15 protein-coding genes and 1 tRNA gene are annotated in these 19,387 nt (G+C 59.6%); 8 read left to right on the forward strand and 8 right to left on the reverse strand.

Translation table 11 applies throughout. From position 1 onward, the window contains the following. Positions 1–36: 36 nt before the first annotated feature. Positions 37–837, forward strand: coding sequence for a M23 family metallopeptidase (locus GC425_RS03335; RefSeq protein WP_231699672.1), 801 nt, complete (start codon positions 37–39; stop codon positions 835–837). 98 nt (positions 838–935) lie between these two features. On the opposite strand, the gene GC425_RS03340 is transcribed toward GC425_RS03335, so the two are convergent. Further along, complete coding sequence (locus GC425_RS03340; protein ID WP_151843835.1) at positions 936–3,530, reverse strand: ATP-dependent helicase; 2,595 nt, start codon at positions 3,528–3,530, stop codon at positions 936–938. Positions 3,531–3,633: 103 nt separating this feature from the next. On the opposite strand from GC425_RS03340, the gene GC425_RS03345 reads away from it, so the two are divergent. Continuing rightward, positions 3,634–3,933 (forward strand): chorismate mutase, encoded by a 300-nt coding sequence (locus GC425_RS03345; protein WP_187767881.1) that lies wholly within the window; start codon positions 3,634–3,636, stop codon positions 3,931–3,933. Positions 3,934–4,255: 322 nt separating this feature from the next. Here GC425_RS03345 and GC425_RS03350 read toward each other — a convergent pair whose 3' ends face one another. The 4 genes from GC425_RS03350 to GC425_RS03365 all read right to left on the reverse strand — a co-directional run bounded on the left by GC425_RS03350 (position 4,256) and on the right by GC425_RS03365 (position 8,207). Then, positions 4,256–5,059, reverse strand: coding sequence for a hypothetical protein (locus GC425_RS03350; protein WP_151843834.1), 804 nt, complete (start codon positions 5,057–5,059; stop codon positions 4,256–4,258). A gap of 127 nt (positions 5,060–5,186) precedes the next feature. Then, entirely contained in the window at positions 5,187–6,533 is a 1,347-nt protein-coding gene (locus tag GC425_RS03355; RefSeq protein ID WP_151843833.1) for a phosphatase PAP2 family protein, read from the reverse strand. 75 nt (positions 6,534–6,608) lie between these two features. After that, positions 6,609–6,911, reverse strand: a complete 303-nt coding sequence (locus GC425_RS03360; protein ID WP_151843832.1) for a hypothetical protein — start codon at positions 6,909–6,911, stop codon at positions 6,609–6,611. Between the two features lie 51 nt (positions 6,912–6,962). Continuing rightward, positions 6,963–8,207, reverse strand: a complete 1,245-nt coding sequence (locus tag GC425_RS03365) for an inorganic phosphate transporter (RefSeq protein WP_151843831.1) — start codon at positions 8,205–8,207, stop codon at positions 6,963–6,965. 533 nt (positions 8,208–8,740) lie between these two features. Here GC425_RS03365 and GC425_RS03370 point away from each other — a divergent pair. From GC425_RS03370 to GC425_RS03380, 3 genes are all read left to right on the forward strand, one after another. Continuing rightward, positions 8,741–9,724 (forward strand): bile acid:sodium symporter family protein, encoded by a 984-nt coding sequence (locus tag GC425_RS03370; RefSeq protein WP_151843830.1) that lies wholly within the window; start codon positions 8,741–8,743, stop codon positions 9,722–9,724. A gap of 409 nt (positions 9,725–10,133) precedes the next feature. Beyond that, positions 10,134–10,457, forward strand: a complete 324-nt coding sequence (locus tag GC425_RS03375; protein ID WP_151842008.1) for a ribbon-helix-helix protein, CopG family — start codon at positions 10,134–10,136, stop codon at positions 10,455–10,457. A gap of 244 nt (positions 10,458–10,701) precedes the next feature. After that, the gene (locus GC425_RS03380; protein WP_151843829.1) at positions 10,702–11,865 is read left to right on the forward strand and encodes an MFS transporter; all 1,164 of its coding nucleotides are present in this window, start codon (positions 10,702–10,704) and stop codon (positions 11,863–11,865) included. Positions 11,866–11,962: 97 nt separating this feature from the next. On the opposite strand, the gene GC425_RS03385 is transcribed toward GC425_RS03380, so the two are convergent. After that, positions 11,963–12,036: transfer RNA gene (locus tag GC425_RS03385), tRNA-Met, on the reverse strand. A gap of 116 nt (positions 12,037–12,152) precedes the next feature. Continuing rightward, positions 12,153–15,101: a UPF0182 family protein gene (locus tag GC425_RS03390; protein ID WP_231699724.1), complete on the reverse strand. Its 2,949-nt coding sequence runs from the start codon at positions 15,099–15,101 to the stop codon at positions 12,153–12,155. Positions 15,102–15,220: 119 nt separating this feature from the next. On the opposite strand from GC425_RS03390, the gene GC425_RS03395 reads away from it, so the two are divergent. After that, a complete protein-coding gene (locus GC425_RS03395) occupies positions 15,221–15,799 on the forward strand; it encodes a PPA1309 family protein (RefSeq protein WP_151843827.1) in 579 nt (192 codons plus the stop codon). 32 nt (positions 15,800–15,831) lie between these two features. Here GC425_RS03395 and GC425_RS03400 read toward each other — a convergent pair whose 3' ends face one another. Next, on the reverse strand, positions 15,832–16,893 hold the full coding sequence (locus GC425_RS03400) for a PDZ domain-containing protein (RefSeq protein WP_151843826.1): 1,062 nt from the start codon (positions 16,891–16,893) through the stop codon (positions 15,832–15,834). A 109-nt stretch (positions 16,894–17,002) separates the two neighbouring features. On the opposite strand from GC425_RS03400, the gene GC425_RS03405 reads away from it, so the two are divergent. Continuing rightward, positions 17,003–18,400 carry a zinc-dependent metalloprotease gene (locus tag GC425_RS03405; RefSeq protein WP_151843825.1) on the forward strand — a complete coding sequence of 466 codons (1,398 nt, stop codon included), beginning with the start codon at positions 17,003–17,005 and terminating at the stop codon, positions 18,398–18,400. An 80-nt stretch (positions 18,401–18,480) separates the two neighbouring features. Then, the gene (locus GC425_RS03410) at positions 18,481–19,365 is read left to right on the forward strand and encodes a hypothetical protein (protein WP_151843824.1); all 885 of its coding nucleotides are present in this window, start codon (positions 18,481–18,483) and stop codon (positions 19,363–19,365) included. Positions 19,366–19,387: the final 22 nt, after the last annotated feature.

Genomic DNA, 19,387 nt, shown 5'->3' on the forward strand with positions numbered 1-19,387 from the left:
ACACCGACGTTGCCTCAAGACTTTAAGGATCCTATCGTGCAGAAGAACACAGCCCGCACCGGAGGTGCTCACCGCAAGCAGGACACCACCGCCAAGCGTCGCGTCACCATGGTTGCCGTTGCGGCTACCGCCGTCACCTCCGCGGGCGCTGCTGGCGCTGCCGCCGGCTCCACCACCAAGGCCGACAAGGACATCGTCCTGGCCGCCGACTCCCAGACCCTGGCGCAGGGCAACGGCACCGGCGCCGGCGAGGCCGCAGCCCAGACCCCGCAGATCCTCGAAGTCCCACAGGCCAAGGAAGTCTCCGACCTCTCCTCCCAGCTGGATTCCGCACTCCACTTCGCTCAGGAGCGCACCAACGCCGACCTGGCCAACCGCCTCTCCTCCGCTGACCTGTCCGCCGCAATCCAAAACGGCGACCCAAATGCCGCCGGCCTCGCGAAGCTGATCGGTGGATTCGCCAAGCCAGCCGAGGGCATCTTCACCTCCCCCTTCGGCCCACGCTGGGGCACCTTCCACAAGGGCATTGACATCGCCAACGCCGTGGGCACCCCCATCCTGGCCGTCATGGATGGCACCGTCATTGACTCCGGCCCAGCCTCCGGCTTCGGTCAGTGGATCCGCATCAAGCACGACGACGGCACCATCACCGTCTACGGCCACATGGCCACCCTGGACGTGACCGTGGGACAGCGCGTCTCCGCAGGCCAGAAGATCGCCGGCATGGGATCCCTGGGCTTCTCCACCGGCTCCCACCTGCACTTCGAGGTTCACCCTAACGGTGGCGAGGCCATCGACCCAGCTGCCTGGCTGGCAGCCCGCGGCATCAACGTCTAACACTTTTCGGCTTCCCTATAAAGTCCACGCAACCCCCTCGAGCAGACCAGCTCGAGGGGGTTGTCTGATGCCTGTGGAGGCGCTGGCGCTGTGGAGGCTTACATCTTCTCCATCGGCAGTCCCGGCGTGAGCATCATGCGCACCGTGCCCTGGCGCCCAAAATCGATCATCGCGGTGGCGTGCGCACCGATTCGATCGACCGCCTTGACCGTACCCAATCCATATTTGTCGTGATTGACCACGTCCCCGACCTCCAGTGCCAACGCGGGCTTCCCCGCAGCAGAGGACTTCCGCGGGGTGGACGCTGACGACGTATATGTGGTCGACGCCGGCGCGCTCACCCCCGCGGACCTCTTCCCAAAACCGCTCGAATAGCCGCCCGAATAACCGCTCGTGTAGCTCGTCCCCCACTGGGGTTCCTCACGAATCCAGTGCAGGCATTCCTCCGGAACCTCCTTCAAGAACCGCGACGGCGGATTGTTCACCGGCGTTCCAAAACCAGAGCGCGTCACAGCCCGCGTCAAGAACAGCCTCTTTTTGGCGCGGGTTATTCCGACGTAGGCCAGGCGTCGTTCTTCAGATAATTGCGTGGGATCCCCGAGCGAACGCATGTGCGGGAACTGCCCGTCCTCCCACCCGGTCAGGAACACCACGGGAAACTCCAAGCCCTTCGCGGTGTGCAGGGTCATCAACGTAACCATGTCCTGCTCCTCGGCGGGGATCTGATCGGCATCGGCCACCAGGCTCACCCGCTCCAGAAATGCCTGCAGGGAGCCCGCCGGCGCCTCACCCTCGCTCAGCAGGTCATCCTGCTCCGCCTGATACGACGCCAGGTTTGCCGCCTCCGCAGAATACTCATGCCCCACGGCTACGAGCTCGTTGAGGTTATCCAGGCGCGTCCCGTCCTGCGGATCGTTGGACTTCTCCAGCTCCGCCTTGTAGCCAGTGGCATCGAGCACGCGGGACACAACCTCGCCGAGATCCGGAAAGTCCTGGGCTTCGGTATTGTCTGGCTCTGCTTCGGAGACCACTTCGGCGCGCAGGTTATCCATCAGGTCGATAAACCCGGCGATGGCGTTCTTTCCTCGGGAGCTGAGCATCGCCACATGACCGGCCGCGGCATCCTCCAGGGCCTGGCGGAAACCCAGGCCGTGCGTCTGCGCGTGGACGCTGACCTGCGCGAGGGCGCGATCGCCTATTCCGCGGCGTGGGGTGTTAATAATGCGCCGCAACGCGGTTTCATCGTGGGGGTTATCTAGTGCTTTTAGGTAGGCCACAATATCGCGCACTTCGCGGCGCTCATAAAAGCGAGTGCCGCCCACGACCTTATAGGGAAGCCCTGCGCGCAACAGCACTTCTTCCACGGCTCGGGAGGCGTTATTCGTGCGATACATGACGGCAATATCGGAATAGGAAAACTCGCCATTATCCACCAGGTCGTCGATCTGCTGGACGATGAAGTTGGCCTCGTCATGCTCGTTATCGGCCACATAGGCGCCGATGCGCTCGCCGTCGCCGAGGTCTGTCCAGAGATTCTTGGCACGGCGGCCTTCGTTTTGAGCGATCACAGAATTCGCAGCGCTCAGAATTGTTTGTGTGGAGCGGTAATTTTGCTCCAGCAGAATAGTCCGCGCATTCGGGAAATCGCGTTCAAACTCTTCGATATTGCGGATCGTCGCGCCACGGAAGGCGTAAATGGACTGGTCGGCGTCACCCACCACACACAATTCCGCCGAGTCACCCACAAGGGTCTTCACCAACACGTATTGGGCATGGTTGGTGTCCTGATACTCGTCCACCAGCACGTGGCGGAAACGCGAACGGTAGTGATCCAGCACCTCCGGATGGTGCTGAAGAACGGCGACCACTTCCCCGATCAAGTCGTCGAAATCCACAGCATTGGCGGCCCGCAGGCGCTTCTGATAAGTCCCGTAGCACTCGGCCACGGCACTCTTCCAGGGGTTCGTGTCCTGCTCCGCCTCTGTGAGAGCCTCAGCGGGGCCCATCAGTTCGTTCTTCCACTTAGAGATGGTGGACAGCACGCCCCGGGGCGCGAACTCCTTGAGGTCCATACCGCGATCCTTCAGGATCATGGTGATCAGGCGCTTCGAATCATCCGAGTCATAGATAGTGAAGTTCGTATTCAGACCCGGGACGAGGGCGGCATTCGCGCGCAAAATGCGCACACACGTGGAGTGAAAGGTAGAGACCCACATGCGTTCGGCCGTGGGGCCAATGAGATCCATGACGCGTTCGCGCATCTCCGCGGCGGCCTTGTTGGTGAAGGTGATGGCGAGGACCTGCCAGGGAGCCACTCCGTTGTCCAAAAGGTAGGCAATGCGCCGGGTGAGCACCGAGGTTTTACCCGAACCAGCGCCCGCCACGATCAACAGCGGCACGCCGCGGTGTTCCACAGCCTGGCGCTGCTGGGGGTTTAGGCCTTCCAGCAATGCAGCGGGGTTGGCTGGTGTGGAGCTGGCTGGAGTGCGGTTGGCAGGGATGGGACTGGTTGGCGCAGGGTTGGTCGGCGCGGGGTTGTTCGGCGGAGAGGCAGCCGGCGCGCTCAAGACGTCTTCATAGCCCTCCGGGGGAAGCTCGTCCTCTGGCGGTGGTGCGTCGAACACAGGCTCGTCGGGAAGAGGAACGTCCGTGAGCGGTATATCAAGATATTCCTGGCGGGGGTCGTTACTCATCTCTTCCTTCTTCACCTGCGTTGGTTGTTACCTGCGTTGGTTATTGCCGCGTCATGCGCCGACATGTACACCATTGACGGCGCTTGCCAGTATGATAACGAACATGACTGACACTCCATTCCGTGTGCGCATGCCGTCGGGCACCGACGATCCTTTATCGGACGCAGAAATCCAATCCTACCGCGAGGAAATTAATCGGATGGATGAGCTGATCATCGACGCCATTCGTCGTCGCACGGAAGTGTCTCGCGCGATCGGCAAGACCCGCTTGGGTTCTGGCGGAACCAAGTTGGTTCACACCCGTGAGGTCGCCATTATCAACCAGTTCCACGATGAGTTCGGCCGTGAAGGCGTGGACATCGCCAAGGCTCTCCTGCAACTCGGCCGAGGCCGCCTGGGCTAGGCCGCAGCCCTGGGCATGCTGCCAGAAATGCTGCTAGCATCGGTACTTACACGAGGTTCACTATGTGAGTACCGAAAGGATATGGTTCGCGTAATTCGTGCGCCAGTGAAACGCAGGTGAAAGTCATGAATGAATCCAGCAATAGACACAATTGGCTGATTCCGTTGGCAATTGCGGCGGCGATGGTGATTCTTGCAGCCTTAGATGTAATCAACTGGAATCAGGCCCGCTGGTCCAGTGGAACTCTGCTTTTTGCCTCAGCACTCACACTAGCCCTGAGCCACCGCCGGCGAATGCACTCACCGCAACACAACAGCCAGAGCTAGTTCGCCGGGCGGAAGCCTGCTCCCACTCCCCCGCGATTGAGATCTGCGGAGATCTTAGCCCAGGGGGTGCCCACCGTCGGGGCATGCACTGGCCCTTGAAGCGGAGTGGTGCATGCAGGCAATCCAGCCAATCCACCATTGAGAACCGCCAGCAGACGATTACCCGCGTAGATCGGCGCTCCGGAGTCGCCAAACGAGCCACACAGGTGCGCCAGCAGCCGGTCATTCGTGGCGTTGATCGTCACACCACACGACGTTCCCGTCGCCACACCCGTCTTACAGACCTCCTGGAGCACCGCTGGAGATGGGCCGCCAACCTGATGAATGGCAACGTTGTTGTAGTGCGCAGCCACGCGTGCGTGGTCGTTCAGTTCAATGACTGCCACATCCCCGGCAACCACTCGCGCTACCTTTCCAATCACGCCGGCGGCAGGTGCATCCATGGCACGAACGTCAGCCCCGACGCCACCACAGTGCCCCGCCGTCAAGGCAACCGCACGGCCTGCCTCATCCGTTCCCGCCACAGCGATGGTGCACACGTGGTCGCCCATAGTGATGGGAGTGGATGGCCCCACGATCGCCACGCCAGGTTGAGCCTTCTGCTCAGCAGGAGCCGTAGGGGACGTGAAGTAGTTCCCCTCCACGCGATGCGGTCCCGGCTGGCCCGCAGCAAGCACGTTGTCCAGGCTTCCGCTCACGCTGGATTGCGCGGAGGCAACAGGAGCCGCGAGGCATCCGGTGGCAATGATCGCTGCTGCGGCGATGCGCTGTACGTGCCGGGTGAAAGTATGTGGTCGCATGAGGGTCCTCGAAAGTGAGATAAATGTTGGCCAGGAACGTAGTCCCCCTTCAGGATAGCGCGCCTGAACCCGATTCTCTAAACAACACAGAAAACATGCACACCATTCGTCACATTATCCTGGATTTTTATGGGTTAATTGCGAGGTTACCGTCCTCATTCACCGTCACGTCAGCCGCCATCGCTGCAGCCAGATTAATCCGCTGCCAAGAGCCTGCAGGGCCCTGATCGTCCAAGGGGTAACCCGAGGTCAATGCTGTGCGCCGGAGGATCTCCGCCCGCTGCTCATAGCTCAGATCCGGAAACGTAGGAAGCAGGAGATCCGGCGCCGCCTGAGGCACAATCATCGGTGCATTAGTAGCCCCCACCGGCGCGAACCCGTGGGTCATATATGTTGTGTAGGTATCGACGGCGGCGTCGGTCGGCCGATAAGGCCTCTGCTGCGCCGCAACATCGGCAACGTCCTTGCCGGTGCGCCACGCCAGCTCCGCGCGGATTTCGTCCCGCACCTGTCCCAAGGCCTCGCGCATGCGCGGATCATTCCAGCGATCAGCCGCTGCCGCAGTTCCCGTCATGCGACCACCAATCACATCCAGTGGGTAATGCACGCCCATCACCAAGCGGTGATACCCAGCCTCAGCACCGCGCAGCAGCAACTGCGGGCCCACCTCCGGCAAGGCCATCGCCAGCAGCGTGGTCACCCATGTCGCCTGGTTCGTATGACCCGACGGGAAGGACTTGGAAGTCTTATAGAAATCCCGCTCGGGGCTCTCATAACGATGAATCCGATCCGGTGCGACCACAAAAGGGCGATCAAACCCAAACAATTCCTTTTCAATGAGCGTGGAGCTCGCCACACCACCGGCACGGGCCAGGTACCCATTGCCCAGAAGATACTGAGTCTTCGGGAGGCGATTATCCTTCAGCGCATCCCGGAACGCCTGCCCAAGCTCATCCCCCAACGCATCAGAAAACGCCATCAGCAGGCCGCCTTGATCCACAGCCGCATCACGCTGCGCCCGCTCAATAGCCGCAGGGTCATTCGCCGCAGCATTATTAGCCTGGACCGTGAGATCCAGGTTCTTCCGCATCAGCTCCTTATTCCCCCGAAGATCCTGAAAGCTCTTCACCACATCGGCATAAATGCCGCCACAATAGGAGCTCACGTCCGAAATATAACCACCCAGATACTCCGGCGGGAAAGGCCGCGGGGTGGGAGCGCCGTCGTAATACACCGGCACTGGATAACCAGGCAGGGTCTCTAGCCCGGCCAGGGGCGGCATCCGCAGGCTGTCGATCGAGCCTTCCGCCTGAGCTGGGGCTGGGGCGGCGAGCCCCAAGGAAAGGCCGAGCGCGGCAATGACGGCGGAGGCTGCTCGGACGGGCTTATGTGCCGGGCTGTGTGCACGCAGGCGTGCGGGCTTGCGCTGTGGGTGATTGATCTGTGGGTGATTGAACGGGCGAGGAGTCAACATAGCTACAACGTACAACCCCGCGCACGAACTCGCAGCGCAACTCTAAGTACGTGCTGGCGCCAGCGCCTGCTGGTGCTAGTGCTTACTGGACAACCCCGGGAACAGGTTCCAGCCCAGGTAGTGATTCAATGTATCCTTGGAAATCCACGTGATCGCCACCACCACCAGAACTACCAGCAGGGCGTACACCAGCCACCCCAGCATCTTCATTCCAGGCGCGGCTTCACGATGATCGACCACAACACCCTGGGCATCCCGAATGGCATCCCCAGTCATGCAGCGCATACCCAAAGCGAAAAGCAGCGGCACTCCAGCGCCAAAAGCTAACGCCAACCCGGCAACTCGAAAAATCGAAGAGAACGTTTCTGCAAAATCCATGCGATTATTCCTGCTGTTCCTATAGTGCTTCTTGTACTAGCGCTGTCCGCATTAATGCTTCTGGGCCACAGGACCAGCAACGGCGGGTTCGGCGCGGCGGATGGAGGAATCGACGCTTTCGGCGTCGGCATCCCATTGCTCGTTGACGTTGCTGGCGTCGATGGGGTTCACGCGGGAACGGAAGAAGATCAGGGCGGCCATGGCAATCAACAAAATGAAGTCCACGATCACGCCCACGGTGATAGAGGACACGCTCGTCACGCCCGTGGCCAGCCACCAGGACAGGAAGCCCACGATCGCCGCGCACGGAATGGTAATCAGCCACGCTGCGGCCATGCGCATCGCCACGCCCCAACGAACCTCGGCGCCGCGCTTGCCCAGACCCGTACCCAGAATCGAACCCGTGGATACGTGCGTGGTGGACAGGGCCATGCCACCCGCCGCAGAGGTCAAGATGATTGCCGCCGACGACGCCTCGGCTGCCATTCCCTGAGGCGATTCGATCTCCACCAAACCCTTGCCCAGGGTACGGATCACGCGCCAACCACCGGACAAGGTTCCCAACGCAATCGCCACGGCACAGGCCACGATGACCCAGGTGGGGATACGTTCGGCGGCGTTTGCCTCACCGGCAGCCACCAGGGCGAGGAAGATCACACCCATGGTCTTCTGGGCGTCGCCGGCACCGTGGGCCAGGGAGACCAGAGACGCGGTGGCAATCTGCCCGTGACGGAAGTGCTCGTTCTTGACCTTGCTGGGGATCGTGTTGCTGATCCAGTACACCACGAAGGTGCCCGTGGCCGAGACGAGCGCCGCGATGATCGGGGACGCCACGGCGGGAATCAAGATCTTGCCAACGATCGACGACCACGCCACACCCGCAGTGCCCATGGCAGCCAGCGCGGCACCGATGAGGCCACCGAACAGCGCATGGGACGAGGAGGACGGCATGCCCAGAAGCCAGGTAAAGAGGTTCCAGATAATGCCACCAATCAGGCCCGTGAACACCACCAACAGCAGTGCCTGGCCGTCCAGGGGAACGCCGTTGGCGCCGGAAGATAAGTCATAAGAATCCAAGTTCACAATGCCCTTGGCCACCGTCGCGGCAACATGCACGGACAAAAAGGCACCGATCAGGTTCAACACTGCGGACAGTGCCACTGCAGTGAAAGGCTTCAGGGCGCCCGTGGCGATGGAGGTCGCCATGGCGTTGGCCGTATCGTGAAAACCATTCGTGAAGTCGAACGCCAAGGCGGTAACCACGACAATGGCCAAGATGAGTAAAGTCGCTGTCACGACCGAACACCTTTCTAGGGAGTGAAGCCCTGGGATGAATCAAGAAATGCAGTCTAACGGTGTGTGAACTTGCAGGCGCAAGATTCCCTCGCAATACTCACGTTATAACCAACAACGCTATCACACAACATCCCCAAAAAGATATGCTGAACTGCACAAACAGAGGGGGTCTTTACCCCCTTGCCAGCATAGTCCCTACTCAGTCACCGCTCGTAATGCTAATGGTTAGCAGTTAGTCACCAAGAGTTCACTTTCTGTTCACCAAATCTCGATGCCGGGGGCCATGCTCTATTGTTTTACTCACCTCAATAGGGGTAAAGAACCTTCGAGAGGGTCAAGGATTACTTGAGGGCTGCGACTGCGGGCTAGAATCTCGCCAGCAGTTCGCGAGTGCGCGTGGACGTCGCATGTGCCGATGCACGCGCGCGTGTGTCGTACATGCCGAGGCGCGTGCGTGCGCGAGCATGTCGTGCGCGTACGAACCCGCGAGCTCGTGAAGACCACAGATCCGTCCCGTGATGCAGGAGCGTCCCATGTCCCCAGAATCACACACCGCTGAACAGTCAAAGTTCACAGCGATGTTTGAGGTATTAGCCTTCCCCGCCTTCATCCTGATCGGCTCCGCCCTGGCGTTCCTCTTCCCTACCCCATTCCTTCCGCTCACAGACCTCATCACGTACTTCCTGATGATCATCATGTTCGGAATGGGATTGACACTCACGATCCCCGATTTCCAGCAGGTCGCAAAGCGCCCGCTAGCGATCCTCTTAGGCGTGCTGGCACAGTTCACGATCATGCCGCTGCTGGCGATCCTCGTAGCCAACGCACTGAACCTTAACCCCGCCCTCGCTGTTGGCCTGCTGATGCTGGGATCCGTGCCGGGAGGCACGTCCTCCAATGTGATTGCCTACCTTGCCCGTGGCGACGTTGCCTTCTCTGTGGCAATGACCAGTGTGTCCACCCTGGTGTCCCCCATCGTCACGCCCCTACTGATGCTGTTCCTGGCGGACACGCACACGGAAATCAACGCCTGGGGAATGACCTGGACCCTGTGCCAGACCGTTCTGCTTCCAGTGGTGGGTGGTCTTGTTATCCGCGTGGTGGCAGATTCCTTCATCAATAAGATTCTGCCGATCCTGCCCTGGGTATCCATTGTCGGCATTGGCGGCGTGGTCTTCGGCGCGGTGGCCAAGAACGCGCACAGCCTAGCAATCGTGGGAGGCATTGCTATCGCCGCCGTGGTGATTCACAACATCCTGGGCTACGTGCTGGGATACTTCGTTGGAAAGCTCGTCAGCATGCCCGTGGCCAGCAAGCGAACCCTGGCCATCGAGGTGGGAACTCAATCGGCCGGCCTGTCCTCCGGTATGTCTGCCAAGTTCTTCAGCCCCGAAGCCGCCCTGCCGGGAGCTATTGCCGCAGTGGTCCACAACATCACCGGCGCGATCTACGTTGCGATCTGCCGGAGACTCGATGCGCGGAAGGTGCCTGTAGAGAACCCGGCTGAGCAAAGCTAAGGCCCCCTCCACTCACAAATTGTTCGCCCATATCGCCAGATTTCGGCCAAAATCTGGCGATATGGGCGAACATTTTTCTTTGAGGCCGGCTGTGCCGCAACGTCACCGGTCCGGCTAGCACGCCCAGCTAAGTCACGGGGTGATACGGCTAGAGGATCTCTCTCAAACACTCATCGAGCAGCACTGCACGCCGAAGAAACCCAGCCCATACAGCCAACTCCTTGGCCTCCTTGTCAGACTTCTTCGATCTGGTCCAGATTTTCTATCTACTCATCCGGAACGAAACCTGGGACACTTCACAGAAATTGAAGTAATGTTCACTGTCCAGCCGAACCATGAAATCGTGATTTTTCATTGCATGAAAGCTCGCGACAAGATCAAAGCCCTATGCAACAAGGAGAACTAAACAATGACCGACCGCACCGACTTTGACGATCTATCAGCTTGGGCTGAGTCAGATGCAGCAGTAGCCGCGGTGGAGGATGCCGTGCAGACACGAGGGCTCGAATATCGCACAGAAGAATCCGACACTATCGAACAAGAATTCGCCAGAGCTGGCCGCCCTTCACTCAATGCCAACCCCATGGGCAACGGAGCATCGCCACGCAGGCAGGTAAGACTACCCCATGATCTCAATGACGCACTCGATAGATACGCAGCAGAGACTGGCACATCAGCAAGTCATATTATGCGTCTGGCTTTAGAGCGATTCCTGAGTAACCCTGCTGCCTAGACATTGATCCAAGCTCTGGAGCAGGGCTGCTCCGAGCGTTGGATTGCAGTTACAGACAGACTGACACCGTCTGAGTCTGTTGACGATGCCCGAATCCCGGTTTGTTCCCAAATCTCAATCAGCCTACTCGCCACCCGTAAAGTCCTACCCACACGTTAAAAAGTTGCGAGGCGAGGATTGGAAAGAACCTTATGATGTAACCGCCTCCCATCTACGCAAGCGGAACACAACCTAGGACACTCCAATGCGTCTATCGACATCTAATGCCCCCTTCGTGGCGTGGTTTCTGTCGACCATCCTCACGCGTCTAACCGTGACCTCGCTGCCGATGGTCAGCATCGTAGGCATTTCAGCAGCCGGTGGTTCTTATATCCTCGGTGGGGTTGCCTCCGGCGCCTACGCAATCGGGGAATCCGTAGGAGCCATTTTCCTTACTCCCTTGCTGTCACAGCACAAGGTGAAGATGCGATTGGCGCAAAGTTGTGCACTGTGTGCGTCCTTGCTGTTCCTGTGCAGTTTCTTGGCACTTGGTGGAACGTCCTACCTGGCGGCAATCCCATTTTTGGTGTTCCTCACCGGTGCTCTCTCGGCTCCGATTCCTGGAGTTCTTCGCTCTTCGATTAGCCAGTTCTCCAGGAACCCAGATCGCGCCATGAGCCTGGATAACGTGATCAATCAAAGCAGCTGGGTCATTGGCCCAGTTCTAGGCGTGGCCATGGTGCATAGTTGTGGAACCACCGCGGGATTCTGCTTACTGGGAGCTTTCTTGACCATGTCCATGATCACCACCCCGAAAGCAATTGCAGACGGTTACGAACAATCAAGCGGCGCAACCGCTAAACCTCAGTTCACTCTTGTCATTATCCCGGTTGTTGCCTCGGCAATAATTATGGCCGTCACGGCCTCCTTCGATACGTTGGTTCCCATTCTGCTCACCGAATGGGAAAGAACGGACTCACGCGCCGGATGGGTGCTGGCCGTCCTGGCTGGTGCCAGCGTCGTGGCGTCGGCACTACTTGGGATAAAGTCACGCTGGAAGCGCAAAGAACACAAGGCGTCCGCGTGTACATTACTGGTGGTTGTGGTTCTGGGTATTACGGGACTTACCTACTCCTACTCCAGCCTCCTAGTCATTGCTGCCATTCTGGGAATTGCACAGGCCCCTGCCATGATCTTCAGGCAGCAGATCATCGCGGACAAAGTGCCGAAAAGCCAACAGGCCACCGCCTTTTCCTACCTCTATGCAGCAGGAGGAATCGGCTATTCACTCACCGCTGGCCTCACCCCCGCTGTGTCGAAAGCTTCCTCCCCGGCTGTCGCCTCGCTCACCGTCGCCGCCCTGTGCCTCCTAGTGCTTGTGGGCAGTTACCTATGCACCAGGAGGCTAGACCGATGTAGAGCGGGTTAGGCGGGCTAGAGTCCCACCGTGAGTCCCAACCGCGATGTGCAGTGGAAAAATGAAGAACCCCTGACCAGTATTTCTACTGGTCAGGGGTTTTCCTTTGTAGCGGGGGCAGGATTCGAACCTACGACCTCTGGGTTATGAGCCCAGCGAGCTACCGAGCTGCTCCACCCCGCGTCGGGTGCGTGACTCAAACTATTGTCTGTGTCAGCGACTCCACTACTCTAACGCATCTCACCCGAGAAGTGAAATCGCCTGCGCACAGGCGGTTTCACGCACCGGTAATTACGATCTTATTGGCCAGACTGGAGCTCACTCACTGCCTTATCCAACTCATCCAAGGCCTTACCGAACTCCTCAAAGCTTCCGCTCTCGCGCGTACGGTTCACCTTGTCCATCGCGTCACGGACCTTCTTAGACGCCTGAGAGGCTGAACCAGATCCCTGCGAGTTGTTCTTCTGAGCCTCACTCTGCTGACCGGATTCGTTCTTCTTCTCCTCCGACTTCTCGGAGTCACTCTGGGACGAACCACCCACCACGGAGCCGTCAACTTCCTTGAGGTCCTGCACCGCAGAAGCATCCAGTCCCACCTGTTCCAAGGCCTCAGCAATGGTTGGCGCGTAGCCCACCTGGTTGTTGTAGCTCACCAGCACACGCAGCAGCTTCGGGAATGCAGAGTCCTGGCCGGCACGCTTGGAATACACCGGCTCCACGTACAGGATCTTGCCGTCACCGATAGGCAGGGTCAGCAGATTACCGTTGATCAGCTCATTGGAGCCCTTCAACAGCGTGCGCTCTCGAGCGATCTCGTCAGAGGACATCATGGTGTCTTGAGCCTGTGCAGGGCCCTGCGTCTGGGTACTCGTTGGCAGCGCTCGAATGTGAATCTGCCCGTAGGTTTCCGGATCGGAAGACACAGACATGTGCGCAGCCAGGAACTGACGGGACAGACCACGGAACGGGGTGATCAGCTGGAAGCTAGACTTCTTCGTCTCCGGATCGGCAGCAACCACGTAGTACGGAGGCTGCGGCAGGTTCTGGCGCCGCTCCTCGGCCGTCGGGTCGGTCGGCACCGACCAGAAGGAGTCGTTCTGGAAGAAGATACCCGGATCGGACACGTGGTACTTCGCAATCAGCTCACGCTGCACCTTGAAAATGTCCGACGGGTAGCGAAGATGATTATTCAGATCCTCGCTGATCTCCGCCTTCGGCTTCACCACATCCGGGAAAGCGCCCATCCAGGCCTTCAGGACAGGATCCTTCTCATCAAACTGGTACAGGTCCACGGAACCGTCGTAGGAATCCACCACGGCCTTCACCGAATTGCGGATGTAGGACACATCGTTGGTCACAATCTGATTCTGATTCACGCCCTCTGGGTTCAAGGCATCCGCCGTGGTGTCCGTCAGGGACGTGCGCTCGGAGTATGGGAGATTGTCCAACGTGGTGTAGCCATCCACGACCCACTTAATGCGCCCGTCAAGGACCACGGGGTAGGTGGTGGAATCCGTGGTCAGCCACGGAGCAACCTTGTGGACTCGCTCGCGAGGATCACGCTCGTGCAGGATGCGCGATCCCTCACCAATGCGGTCCGTCAGCAGCATATTCATGGACTGGAAATGCGCAGAGAACATCAACCGGTTGAAGTAATTGGACACATCCACACCACCGTTTCCGGTGTAGGTGTAGTTATTGGCATCCGTGTCGTACTCCTGAGGAGTAGAGGCAGACTGATTACCCACAATCGCGTAATCCGCGTTAGGCGCATCATTGGACGCAATGAGCGGACCGAAGTAAATGCGCGGCTGCTTCAGATCCAGCTTCAGCTCGCCGCCCTGATTCTTCGACTCCAAAGACTGCAAATCCGCCACGGTGTACACCGGGTATCCACCACGGGCACTACCCACATCGCGAGCCACCTCATCAACCTTGTTCGCCGGAGCCGCAATCAAACCATTTCCGTGGGTATAGACCGTGTGGCGGTTAATCCAATCCTGCTGGTTGCCATCCAGGGCATTGGGGTCAAGCTCGCGGGCAGCGACCACGAAATCGCGCATCTCCCCATCGACGTCATAGCGGTCAATAGCCAGCTTGTCAGGGAAGCCGTAGAAATTCTTCAGCTGTTGCTGCTGCGTGAACGTTGGGCTTAGGACCTGCGGATCCAGCAGGCGAATATTGTTCAAGGTGTTATTGTCCACCTTGTCATCGTGAGGTTTGGCGTCGGCCCCCCAATTACGTTCGTACGTCACATGGTCGTCGCCCAGGTTATAGGCGAAACGGGTGGCTTCGATATTCCGCGCAATGTAATCCCGCTCCTTTTCCGCACGGTTCGGGTTCACGGAGAATTGCTCCAGCACCGCCGGCCAACCCACAGACAGAGTCACCACGGATCCCACCATCAAGGCCACTGCCAGGGCAGGAATACGCAGGTCCTTCAGAACAATCGTGCAGAAGAACATCGCCGCCACGAAAATGGAAATTACCAACAGGGCGATCTTTGCCGGAAGCACAGCATTAATATCCGTGTAACCAGCACCCGTAAACGTGGCGTTGGAGCTATTCAGCAATTCGTAACGCGCGAACCAGTAATCCAGTGCCTTCACCAGCATCCACGCACCCGCAATCACAGCGAGCTGGCGCAATGCCACAGTGGAGACATGAGCCTTCTCCCCCACCCGGGCATTACCGGTGGTGATCGAACCCAAGAAATAGTGCGTGATCAGATTCAGAAGAAAAGCCACCACCAGGATGAAAGACAGGGAAGTGACAATCAGGGTCAGCATCGGAAGGTTGAAGGCGTAGAAACCCAAATCCTTGTTGAATTGGGCGTCCGTCTGACCAAACTCGCTACCATTTAAAAACAGCAGCACCGTGCGCCAATTGCTCTGGGCAATTATTCCGGCTACGGCACCCACAGCGAAGGGAATGCCCACAAGGAATGGCCGTAAATTCTTCTTAATAAGCGGGCGCAATTCCTGAAGCGGCGAGCTGCTGCCCATCTGCTGGAATTCATCCGGACGGGCTCGATACGCCACAAAGATGGCCAGCCATGTCAGCACAGCGGCAACCACACCAAAGACAACAAACATGGCCAGGCGGACCAGCAGGACATTCACAAACACGCCCTGGTAGTCCACGCTTCTAAACCACGCGAAATCCGTGTACATACCCACAAAAATGGGGACGATGAAAAAGAAGACAACGGCCACACCGGCACCAATTCCGATGAGGCGGCCTGTCAGGGATGCCCCCTTGCCGGGGGACTTCGAGCGGGAACTAGAACCAAAATTCGGGATACTCAACGCTTCTCGGGCTCCTCTACACAATGCTATTGAGGCCAGCTTACGTACAATATGAGCTCATGGCACCTTCCACATCTGATTCCCCCCACTCCTCCGATCACACCTCCGATCACTCCGCTGATCTGGACCTCCACGACGACCGCATTCTCAACGCCGCCTTAAGGGAAGCGGTGGACTTTGTGCACGCCGAGGGGTGGGACCGCCCCGCCACCCTGTTTGCCCTGGTCCCGCACGCATTCATCGCCGATGTTGTGGATGCGGACGCCCAGGAAAACCCGCTGGCCCTGGTTGTTCAGGAGGACCTCCCGGAGCACATCCGGCCGGGCTCGGAGGAACTCGGCGAGTTCATCGCCACGATCCGCTGGCCTGAGCAGGTGGTGGGTGCGATCCTCGCTCAAGAAATCACCTTTGTGAATACTGCCGAGGGGACCGACGCCGAGCCTCGCGCCGCCCGACTGTATTCCGGAATCTTGTCCGGCCCGCAGCAGGACGGCGCTGAGCGCACCCTCATCCAGCTACGCCCCACCGAGGAGGAGCTGGACGCGGATCCTTTCGCGCAAGATAAGCCGCAACTTCTGGGTGGCGAGGACATTGCCCCGGGCGTGATCGCGACGCTTCGCGCGACCTTCGAGGACTAGGAAGCCCAGCCCCTAAACCAGGAGCACACCCCCTATCCGCAGGTCTGCACATCCTTGCCAGCCGCGTAGTCCTTCAGCTGCTTCACCGCAGTATCCAGGCTATCCACCTTCAGTAGCGTGGGCTTATTCTTCGCGGTCATGGCCTCGGTGCAATTGCCCTCAGGCACCAGGAACACTTCCGCGCCAGCCTCCTTGGCCGCGGCAATCTTGTGGGTAATGCCACCGATCGGCCCCACCGAACCATCGGCGCTGATGGTTCCCGTGCCGGCCACGAACTTCCCGCCCGTGAGCTCCCCCGGGGACAGCTTATCCACCACGGCCAGCGAGAACATCAGTCCCGCGGAGGGGCCTCCCACATCGCTGAGGTTATAGTTCACCGTGATGTCCCCGGCAGGTTGAGCCAGCGTCGTCACACCCAAAAACGTCACCGCATCACCGTCGACCTTCCGCTCGCCCAGGGTCACGGGGATACGTTCGTCCTTAGCCTGGCGGGTGACAGTCAGGGTGACGGTATCGCCCGGATTCTTGTGCTGGATGATGTCGGCCAAGTCGGACGGGGTGGCAACCTTCTCGTCATCCACGGCCGTCACGATGTCATTGACTTTCAGGGCCTTATCCGCGGGTGAGTCTGGGGTGACGTCCACCACCACGGATTCGATGGGCTTGTTCAGATAGTTCATGGCGCTGATGGTGGCGTTGGAGGCCGAGGACGTAAACGCCACAGCGTTGCGCTCCTCCACTTCCTCCTGGGACACCCCCGTGGGGAAGATGTTTTCCAGCGGCACCATCGTGTCGTCCGTGGTCGCCCAACGCGTCAGGGCTTGGGCCAGGGTCATGTGGGTGCGCACCGCCACGGTGGTCATGTTCAGGTTGCCGGAGGTCTTGTCCACCTCGGCTCCCTTAATTTCCACCACTTCTTTGCCGTCTACCTCGCCCAAGGTGTTAAAGGTAGGCCCTTTCCCTTCGGCTGCGTAGGGCACAGTCAGGTCGATATCCGTTCCGGGCACTGTGGGCAGGCCAAGGAGGGACAACAGAACCACGACTGGTAGCGCGCCTACGATGACGGTGCGGTTTCGTCGATTCCACAAGTTCACCTCAAAAACCCTACCAGCCCACCCGAGCTATGCCACTGTTCGCTGTGGGCACACAAAATATCTTCGGGGCACAGCCACCTGGCCTGTTTTCATCTGTACGGTGGAGGACATGTACAACTTTGGCTTTGGTTTCTGGGGTCCAGACGATGACAACTCCGATGATGGGCGCCGCAAGAACAACCCCGGCGGGGGCAATCTTGGCGACTTCCTGAATCAGTTCGGGGCCATGCTGTCTGGCTTCGGCACCGATATGAATTCCCCCGACGCCCAAGGCCCCGTCAATTACAGCCTTGCGGAAAGGATCGCGCGTCAGCACATCGGCCGCGCGAAGCGCCCCACCCAGCAAGACTCGCAGGCGGTGGCGGAATCCATTCGTCTGGTGGAGTTGTGGCTGGATGAGGCCACGGTTCTTCCCGCCGGAGCGACTAGCTCCGTGGCATTCGGCCCAGAGCAGTGGCTGGAGGAGACCTTCGCCACGTGGAAGCGGATTATCACTCCCCTGGCGGACAAGCTGGGCGATGCTGCGATGGGTGGGGTTCCCGAGGAGATGCGCGAGCAGATGGGCCCCATGTCCGGCATGATGAAGCAGATCAATGGCATGAACTTCGGCATGCAGCTGGGCGGCACGTTGGGTGAGATGGCCAAGACTGTGGTCACGTCCACCCAGTGGGGCGTCCCACTGGCCGAGGGCAACACCGCCGCGATTGCCACCTACCACTTGGAGGACATGGCGAAGAAGCTGGGCTGCGAGCGCCAGGAAGCGCTGGTGTACCTCGCGGCCCGTGAGGCGGCGCATCACCGCCTGTTTAAGCACGTCCCGTGGCTGCGGGAGCGCCTGATCCTGGATGTTGAGGAGTTCGCGGCGGGACTGACCCTCGATTATTCGGGCATTGAGGAAGCCACTCGCAACTTCAATCCGGAGATGCTCAACGATCCTTCCAAGATCCAGGAGATGATGAACTCCCTGCAGGGTGAGGACATGTCTCCGAAGGTTGTGTCCTCCAACGATCACGCGCGCGAGCGCCTGGAGACCAGCCTGTCCCTGGTTGAGGGTTGGGTGGACTTCGTGGTTGGCAACGCCTTGGCCGAGCGCTTCCCCCAGGCTGCTCTGATTGGTGCCGCGTGGTCGTCCTTCCGTCAGAATGAGAATCCGATGATGGATGCGATGACCAGCGCAATGGGCATTAGCTTCAATGCGCCACGCGCCGATGAGGCCGCCGAACTGTGGCGTAAGCTCCACCAGGCAGTGGGAGCGGAGAAACGCGACGCGGTGTGGGATCACCCGGACTTCCTGCCTGTCACCTCGGATCTGGATAATCCTTCTGCGTTCATTGGCCACGTCACGCTGGACTCCGATGATCTGAAGGACTTCAACCCCATCTCCGAGATCGAGAAGCTGGAGGAGGAGCTCCGCAAGCAACAGGAGGACTCAGGCGGCGGCCAGAGCGGCGGCGAAGACAACGGCGAGGCTGGCAACAACGACTCGGAGAATCCGAAGGACTCCTAGCTCCACGGCTCAGCACTTGCTACAGTCGGTACGAAAAGACACTGCACCAATTTCGGGGGATCTTCGTGCCGACTATTTTCATGCCTGCTTCTGTCACCATGCTCCTGCGTCCCCGCACGGGCATCCAATTCGGGGTGCTGCCACAGCATGCCGTCATCCTTCCTCTCCCCCAGGACGTCACTTTGGGGCAGGTGGCCCAGGTGTTTGGCCTAGCCCGGCAACCCATCAGCGCCGAGGACCTGGTCAAAGGGCTTGGGCACTGCGGGCTCCAGCAGGGCTTTGCGGAAGAGGTCATTAAAGAGCTCCTGCAGGCCCGCGTCCTGTTGGCACACTCGCGCCGATACACGCCCACCTATGTGTTGGAAAATGGTGCATCCTCCAAGCACACCGTCCAGGCACTGGATCGCATGGGGATTCCCCACCGCCTCATTGAGGATCCGTCCATCGCGGGCAACAGCCTGGTGCTGACCGGGGGTGAGATCTTCGTTCCCAATGACATCCACTACGCGCTCATGACCCACCGCATCGCCCACTTCCCTCATGGCCTGGTGGACGGGAAGCTGGTTATGGGGCCGCTTATCATTCCGGGGGTCACGCCATGCCTGACCTGCTTCGATAGCCTCTACACCGCCGGGGATGCCCAGTGGAATGCGATGCGGGTTCAGGCCAGCGCTAAGCCCGCGCACCGTGATCGCTACGACCTTGACTTCGCAGCCCTGGCCATCGCCACCCTGGTCCGCGATGAGCTAGCTCCCTGGGCCATGCAGCATCGTGCCGCCTGGAACAACGGAACGCCGGAAGACGCCCCCGCCGTTCCGCGCTCCGTAACCCACCGCCGGGTCATCACCATCGGCAGCTTCGACGTTCACGAGGAAACCACGGTGGACACCTACCAACCCGCTTGCCCCGTGTGCAGCATCGCCCGCATGGATGGTGCCGTTCGACGCGTGCGTCACGCCAGCTGAAGCCCTCGATGACGACCTAGCT

Origin of the sequence: Corynebacterium sp. zg254 (assembly GCF_024701495.1) — a bacterium.
GTDB classification, from domain to species: Bacteria; Actinomycetota; Actinomycetes; order Mycobacteriales; family Mycobacteriaceae; genus Corynebacterium; species Corynebacterium zhongnanshanii.